Raw genomic sequence first — 6718 nt, 5'->3', positions numbered from 1 at the left:
TGGGGGCGATCAAACTCTAGCTCGGCCCGGCATTCGCAAGAACGTCGACCTGCCATTTCACGATCCGTCCCCCATCGCCGGAGAAGGATGGCCGTCCTCTCCGGCGCTTCTTTATCTCAACAAGAAGCGTGGAAATCATAAGACAAGCCATTTCTTGTTCCCGCAGTCGCAGAACCACTCATCGTCTGGGTGATCTCGGGTGAAGCGGTCGTCGAGGAGCGGGACCTGGATGGCGACTGGGTTGCCAATACGGTGTCGGCGGGCGATTTCTTCCTGACCCGTTCTCCCACACCGTACCAGATGCGCTGGCGCGCCATCGGCGACGCACCTTTCCAAGTCATGCACCTTTATCTCTCAGTTCCGCTTTTCGAGCGCGTTGCCTACGAAGTGCTAGGCTGCTCCGCTCCTCCTGCGCTGCGCGACATTTCGGGGGGCAAGGACACGCAGCTGTCACACCTTCTTGCATTGATTCATCAGGAGCTGACGTCTGAAGGCAAGGGGAGCCAGTTGTTCGTTCAGGGTCTTGCCCAGAGCCTTGCCGTGCATCTGATCCGGAACTACGCGGCCAGTGAAGCTGCAGATGATCGCCAGAATGCACTTCCCGGCTTTAAGCTTCGGCGGGCCTTCGCTTATCTTGAAGAACATTTAGCCGAGCCGTTCAACCTCGTCCAATTGGCCGAGACGGTCGGCATGAGCGAATTTCATTTCAGTCGTTTGTTCAAGAAGGCGACCGGGCTCTCGCCCTCGCGCTACTTCATTCGCCAGCGCGTTGCGCGGGCACAGCTTCTTCTGCAGGGGACGGGTACCAGCATCATCGAGATCGGCATGTCTGTCGGTTATTCCAGCCCTAGTCACTTCGCCCAGGTTTTCCGACGGGAAACTGGTCTGCCGCCGAGCCACTACCGGCAAGGCTAGATTTTCTCTTTCCTGTGGCGATTTCGAGCAAGATCGCGACAGGTCGAGCAAGGACCCGAGAGAAGGTTGGAGGTGGAAGGCATAATTTCATCCTTGTCAAAACGAAACGCCCACCGCGGTGGTGGGCTTCAGACAAGGAGTGAAGACAATGCCCAACCTTAACGGAAAGATCGCACTGGTCACCGGCGCATCGAGTGGCATCGGCGCGGCGACTGCTGCAAAGCTTGCTGAAGCGGGTGCTAAGGTCGGTATCGCTGCACGCCGCACCGACAAGCTCTCAGACCTTAAGAAACAGATCGAAGCGAAAGGTGGCGAAGCTCTTGTGATCGAGTTGGACGTTGTCGATACGGCTTCGGTCGACGCGGGTGTCAAAAAGCTGATCGACGCGTATGGTTCGATCGACATTCTCGTTAACAATGCCGGCCTGATGCCGCTCTCCGATATCGACCAGTTCAAGGTCGACGAGTGGCTGCGAATGGTGGATGTGAACGTCAAGGGCTTGCTCAACACGACGGCTGCCGTTTTGCCTCAGATGATCAAGCAGCATTCCGGCCACGTGTTCAACATGTCCTCAATTGCTGGTCGCAAGGTCTTCAAGGGCCTCTCGGTCTACTGCGCGACAAAGCATGCGGTCACCGCTTTCTCTGACGGCCTGCGCATGGAAGTCGGCCAGAAACACGGCATCCGCGTGACCTGCATCCAGCCGGGCGCCGTTGCCACCGAGCTCTACGATCACATCACCGATCCGGGGTATCGCAAGCAGATGGATGAACTGGCCGGCCAGATGACCTTCCTCCAGGGCGAGGATATTGGCGACACCATCGTCTTCGCGGCCCAGGCCCCGGCTCATGTCGATGTCGCTGAACTGTTTGTCCTGCCAGTAGAACAGGGCTGGTAACAGACCGGTCCTGAAGGGTCCCTGCCTCGATGCAGGGACCTCTCAAGGGAGATTGTCATGAAGGAATTACCCGCATCTCAAGCTTATCGCGTTCTGGAACCTGGCCCGATCGTCATGGTCTCAACGAGTGATAACGGCAAGCCCAACGTGATGACGATGAGTTTCCATATGATGATCCAGCATGACCCGCCGCTGATCGGTTGTGTCATTGGGCCCTGGGATCACAGCTATCAGGCTCTGCGGGAAACCGGAGAGTGTGTCATAGCTGTACCCGGTCTGGATCTCGCCGAAACCGTTGTTGACGTCGGGAACTGCTCGGGCGATCGGGTGGATAAATTCCAGAGGTTCGGTCTAAAAACCCTACCTGCCAAGGACGTATCAGCCCCGCTCCTCTCCGACTGCCTGTCCAACATCGAATGTCGGGTCGTCGATAGCCGGCTCTCGGACCGTTACAGCCTCTTCATCCTTGAGGCGACGAGAATCTGGATCAAAGAACCGCAAAGAGCGGCGAATGATGCATCACCGCGGTGACGGCACGTTCACCGTCGACGGCGGCACGCTCGATCTCAAGGACCGCATGGTCAAATGGCGCCATCTCCCCTGACAGCGCCGTGAGTCCCGGAAACCAAAAATACCCGACAGAAAAGGAAAAACCTATGTCTGCCTATCTAGTTGTCGATCTCGACATCCACGACATGACGTCTATCCAAGACTACCGGTCGAAGGCACTGCCGCTCGTCGGCAAAGCCGGCGGCAAGCTTATCGCCATTGATGAAAGCCCCTTGGAGTTGGAAGGCTGGGCCGCCACCAACATGCTCATCATCGAGTTTCCGAACAAGGATGCGATCCGTCAGCTTTTCGCATCGCCGGAATATGCACCGCTCGCCGCACAGTGGCAGGCTGCGGCCAAGTCGAGGATTATTGCCCTCGACGCGGTGTAACCAGACGTGGGCGAGGAGCACGGATATGGCTGAACTGACCAACGTAGCATTCTTCAGGGCAAAGCCGGGCAGATCTGAGGATCTCGGCTCAGCACTCCTCGCCCTGGTTGGCCCTTCGCGACATGAGCCCGGCAGCCTCCGCTAAGAGATTCATCAGTCGACTGTTACCGCAGAGGAGTGGATGGTCGTTGAAGACTGGCGCTTTGCTTCAGACTCGGCTGAGCTTCCCTTGGACCCCAGTCCTTAAAAAAGATCTCCGTACCGTCGTTTGTTGTTACTTAGCCCATATCTAGCTCTCCGTTGAAACGTTCCTAGTTCTGGCAAGAGTGACCGCAAGCGCGAAACCGGTCGAGTTCGTGACAGAAGCGGCTAGCTAAGCCGCTCAGGCGAACAGGTCTCGCGACGCGTGATGGTCGGATATAGTCGTTGGGATTTACTTGCCGTATGCCTTGGCGACCTGGCCGACAAGAGTGGCCCAGGGCATGTCGAGGGCGGCGTAGACGGCTCCGGCTTCCGGGCGGCCGTTATCCTTGAGGATCTCCACCATGAGGGTGGCGTAGTCGGACAGGATGACGCCCGCCTGCTGCATGCGAAGGAGGCCCGCTTGCCGCTTGGTTTCGCTGAAGGTGCCCGAAGCATCCACCGCAACATAAGCGTCGAGGCCGCGAGCGACTGCCGTCATGGCCGGGAAAGCCGCGCAGACTTCCAGAGAAATGCCCGCGAAGATCAACTTCTTGCGGCCGGTTGCCTCAATTGCCTTGGCGACGCGTTCGTCGTCATAAGCATTGACCGAGGAACGGTCGATGATCTCGCTGCCCGGCAGCGCTTCGACGAGTTCGGGAATGGTCGGCCCCCACATGCTGTCGCGAGCCGTGGTGACGACGACGATCGGCAGGTTTAAGGCCTTCGCCGCCTTTGCGAGCGCGACAACATTGTGTTTGAGTTCGCCAGTGGAATAATCACGCACGCCTGTCATGAGACCAACCTGATGGTCGACCAGAATGACGGCGGCATTGTCGGCGGTAAGAGGTTCGTAGGTGCGGTTGGTCATTGCGTTTCTCCTTTTGAACTCAACCGCTCAGCTCACTCGCGGCGGTTCATTTCGTTCGTGACCAGGATAAGTTAGCCTTGTCACGAGCAGCCCAAAAGTCAGCAAAAACGCAACCTAAAGTCCTACCCATTGGACGACGGCGTGATGTTAGTTTCGTCGTTTCAATGCAGATCTGTCGGGTCGGCCCGATCGTAGACGCGCCTGAACTCGACCGCACTTGGCCATCGTAAAACGATCCTCTGGGACAAGAGAATGGGCGGCACGGCCATCCACAATGCCTGAGGTTCTTCCTAACTTTTGTTCATCGCAACGCAAGGAGCAGACGAACCAAATGCACGAAGTTCTCACACTCTGTCATCGCTAAAGCCTGAACAGGGACCACGCTCCCAATCGACTTTTCTTTCGAGCACTCTTAAAATCAACGTTACGCAAGTGGGCATCGGACCCGATGCAGCCAAAGGCATTCCCTTGCGCCAGAGGATCAAACCATGACCGTCACTAGAAACCTCCTGCAGGCAGCTCTGGCTGCCTCAGCAAGCTTCTCCGTTCCGGCTTTTTCTCAGGCCGCATCGGCTCCGCATCTGCCGATCGTACGGGGTGACACCAATCTGCAGCGCCACGGCGAATACGTTGACCAAATGATCGCCGATTTCGCCACAGGGCACGGTCCGCCCGGTATCTCAATGGCGATTGTGCAGGCGCCTTACATCCCTTGGTCTGCAGGCTGTGGCGGTAAGATCACATCTCCTGCCTTGAGCGTGACAAGCTTAAATCCGGGCTCTCCATCGCCCCTGATGACGATATGAAATGCTGCCCATCCTGAGCCTGCATCGGGATGGGATAGGCTCCACGAGCCTGAAATGACAAAAGTACTGGAGCTCGGGACGAACCCTCAAGACCGTGTCAATGCGAGCTAGTGGCTCATGGCCTGCAGACATCGGCTTCCTCGCTAGCGGGTAGGTGAACAAGAGAGTCGTTTAACGCGACCCTTAGACAGCAAATCCCTCAAATTCAGTATCCGGCATTAGCTAGTGTCTGGACGAATGGCTCAAAAACCGTCAAAACTACAACGCAACGTCCGACCAAATGAACGATGTGTGATGCTCGATTTAAATGATTTCTTTTACTATGTGCAAATCGTCGATCGCGGAGGCTTCACGGCAGCTGGCCGAACACTTCGGGTGCCGAAGTCGACACTCAGCCACCGTATGCAGGAGCTCGAGAAGGAACTCGGGGTCCGCTTGCTCAACCGAACGTCACGCCGTTTCGGTATGACGGACGCGGGAAGCGACTTTTATCGCCACGCCGTCGCCATGCTGCGTGAAGCCGAAATGGCGGAAACGACAATAAGGCACCGGCTAACCGAGCCGACCGGCACTGTGCGCTGCACGGCGGGTGTCGCAACGATGCAGTTTGCCATGGCGGATATTATTGCCGATTTTCTGGTGAAGTATCCCAAGGTCAATATCTTCGCCCATGCTGCCGACCGCACGGTGGATATCGTCGGTGAGAATTTTGACCTCGCGGTCCGGGCGCATTCCGATCCTCTTCCCGATTCCAACCTCGTCCAGCGGACGCTTGCGCCCGCCCCCTGGTATCTCTTTGCCGGAACTGATTATATCGAAAAAAATGGTGCTCCAAAAAGCCCTCAAGATCTCCAGACTCATCCGTCGCTGTTCATGATGAGGACCGGGGTTTCGCCGGTCTGGCGATTACGTCATGCGCGCCAGGCGAGAGACGAAGTTGTGGTGCCGCTGACACCCCGACTGATTGGAGACGACATGGTTGGTCTTCAGCAAGCGGCCATCAAAGGAATTGGTGTGGTCGCTCTACCAGGTTACATCGCCAGGGCAGCAGTTCAATCCGGTGCCCTCAGGCGCATCCTGCCGGATTGGCTAGCAGGCGATTCCACACTGACGGCACTTATTCCTTACCGGCAAGGCCTGCTTCCATCGGTTCGCGCTTTTCTCGATCATCTGGCTGCGGAATTTCCGAAAGCAGTCTTGTTATAGGGATCGTCCAGTTTCTTGAACGCAAGGTTGGGACATTAGCGACTTCTCGTCCGATGCAGTTGGCCGCAAATTCGTTGGCAGACACCTGTCAACGGAGCGAACGAGATGCAAACGGCTGCAACATTTGAGATCCCGCGGGATGATGCGGCGAGAATAGGTGCGATCGTCACCGGTTTGCCACGTGAAATCGGCAGCGGATTCGTCGCAATCCACTTCTCCGAGAAGATGTTCGATGGTCGGATGAACCCGCTTCTCATGATCGATCATTTTGTCATGACGGCCCCTACCTTCGACCCGCATCTTCATAAAGGTATATCAGCTGTCACCGCTATCTTCGAAGATTCCCAAGGGGCGTTTCTGAACCGGGATACACTCCGGAATAATGTCGCCTTGAAGCCAGGAGATCTTTACTGGTTGGCTGCGGCGAGCGGTGCAGTGCATGAGGAAAAGCCCGAGGAAGGTGGAAGAACCCACGCACTGCAAATCTTCGTCGATCTGCCGGAGCGCCTGAAGAGGGAACCGGCCCGAGCGCTTCATGTGGAAGCGCTTAGCATGCCAGTCATCGAAACGCCGGACTTTCGTATCCGCGTCGTTCTTGGCCGCAGCGGTCACGTCGCCGGTGCCCAGGGAACGCCGGAGGAAATGACCATGCTGGATGGCTTCCTCCATTCAGGCGGACAGTTTTCACATCTGATGCCGGAGGGCCGGGGGGGCATGGATCTATGCCGTCTCGGGCACGATCACGCTCAAAGCGGCCAGCGAGAGCCGAGACCTTACTGCAGGAACCGCAACGACGGTGGCTGCAGGATCGGAAACGGAAGTTCACATCGAGGCCAATGAAGAGGCTCATTTCGTACTTCTCGCGGCAAAACCGATCCCCTGAATCCTGCCTTGGATGAAG

7 protein-coding genes and 2 pseudogenes are annotated in these 6718 nt (G+C 57.0%); 8 read left to right on the top strand and 1 reads right to left on the bottom strand.

Annotation, left to right across the window (positions count from 1 at the left end):
* The 5 genes and pseudogenes from HJB91_RS29010 to HJB91_RS28990 form a co-directional block, all read left to right on the top strand.
* Positions 1-193 (top strand): hypothetical protein (locus HJB91_RS29010; RefSeq protein WP_221156699.1); only part of this gene is annotated, 193 nt, incomplete at its 5' end.
* Positions 145-915, top strand: a pseudogene (locus tag HJB91_RS29005) (helix-turn-helix domain-containing protein); the annotation flags it as partial. The gene HJB91_RS29010 and the pseudogene HJB91_RS29005, both read left to right, overlap by 49 nt.
* Before the next feature lie 148 nt (positions 916-1063).
* Positions 1064-1813 (top strand): SDR family oxidoreductase, encoded by a 750-nt coding sequence (locus HJB91_RS29000; RefSeq protein ID WP_221156714.1) that lies wholly within the window; start codon positions 1064-1066, stop codon positions 1811-1813.
* Between the two features lie 57 nt (positions 1814-1870).
* Positions 1871-2417, top strand: a pseudogene (locus HJB91_RS28995) (flavin reductase family protein).
* 52 nt (positions 2418-2469) lie between these two features.
* Positions 2470-2754, top strand: coding sequence for a DUF1330 domain-containing protein (locus HJB91_RS28990; RefSeq protein ID WP_221156697.1), 285 nt, complete (start codon positions 2470-2472; stop codon positions 2752-2754).
* A gap of 433 nt (positions 2755-3187) precedes the next feature.
* On the opposite strand, the gene HJB91_RS28985 is transcribed toward HJB91_RS28990, so the two are convergent.
* Positions 3188-3805 (bottom strand): isochorismatase family protein, encoded by a 618-nt coding sequence (locus tag HJB91_RS28985; protein ID WP_221114139.1) that lies wholly within the window; start codon positions 3803-3805, stop codon positions 3188-3190.
* Positions 3806-4293: 488 nt separating this feature from the next.
* On the opposite strand from HJB91_RS28985, the gene HJB91_RS28980 reads away from it, so the two are divergent.
* From HJB91_RS28980 to HJB91_RS28970, 3 genes are all read left to right on the top strand, one after another.
* Complete coding sequence (locus HJB91_RS28980) at positions 4294-4611, top strand: hypothetical protein (protein ID WP_221114140.1); 318 nt, start codon at positions 4294-4296, stop codon at positions 4609-4611.
* Between the two features lie 237 nt (positions 4612-4848).
* The gene (locus tag HJB91_RS28975) at positions 4849-5817 is read left to right on the top strand and encodes a LysR substrate-binding domain-containing protein (protein WP_259668684.1); all 969 of its coding nucleotides are present in this window, start codon (positions 4849-4851) and stop codon (positions 5815-5817) included.
* 105 nt (positions 5818-5922) lie between these two features.
* Positions 5923-6657 (top strand): pirin family protein, encoded by a 735-nt coding sequence (locus HJB91_RS28970; RefSeq protein ID WP_221156695.1) that lies wholly within the window; start codon positions 5923-5925, stop codon positions 6655-6657.
* The last annotated feature ends 61 nt before the right edge of the window (positions 6658-6718 follow it).

It is taken from the genome of Rhizobium sp. NLR10b, from assembly GCF_019685435.1.
In the GTDB taxonomy this organism is placed as follows: domain Bacteria; phylum Pseudomonadota; class Alphaproteobacteria; order Rhizobiales; family Rhizobiaceae; genus Rhizobium.
The sequence above is the reverse complement of the archived record's forward strand: the minus strand, read 5'-3'. Positions and strand labels throughout refer to the sequence as shown.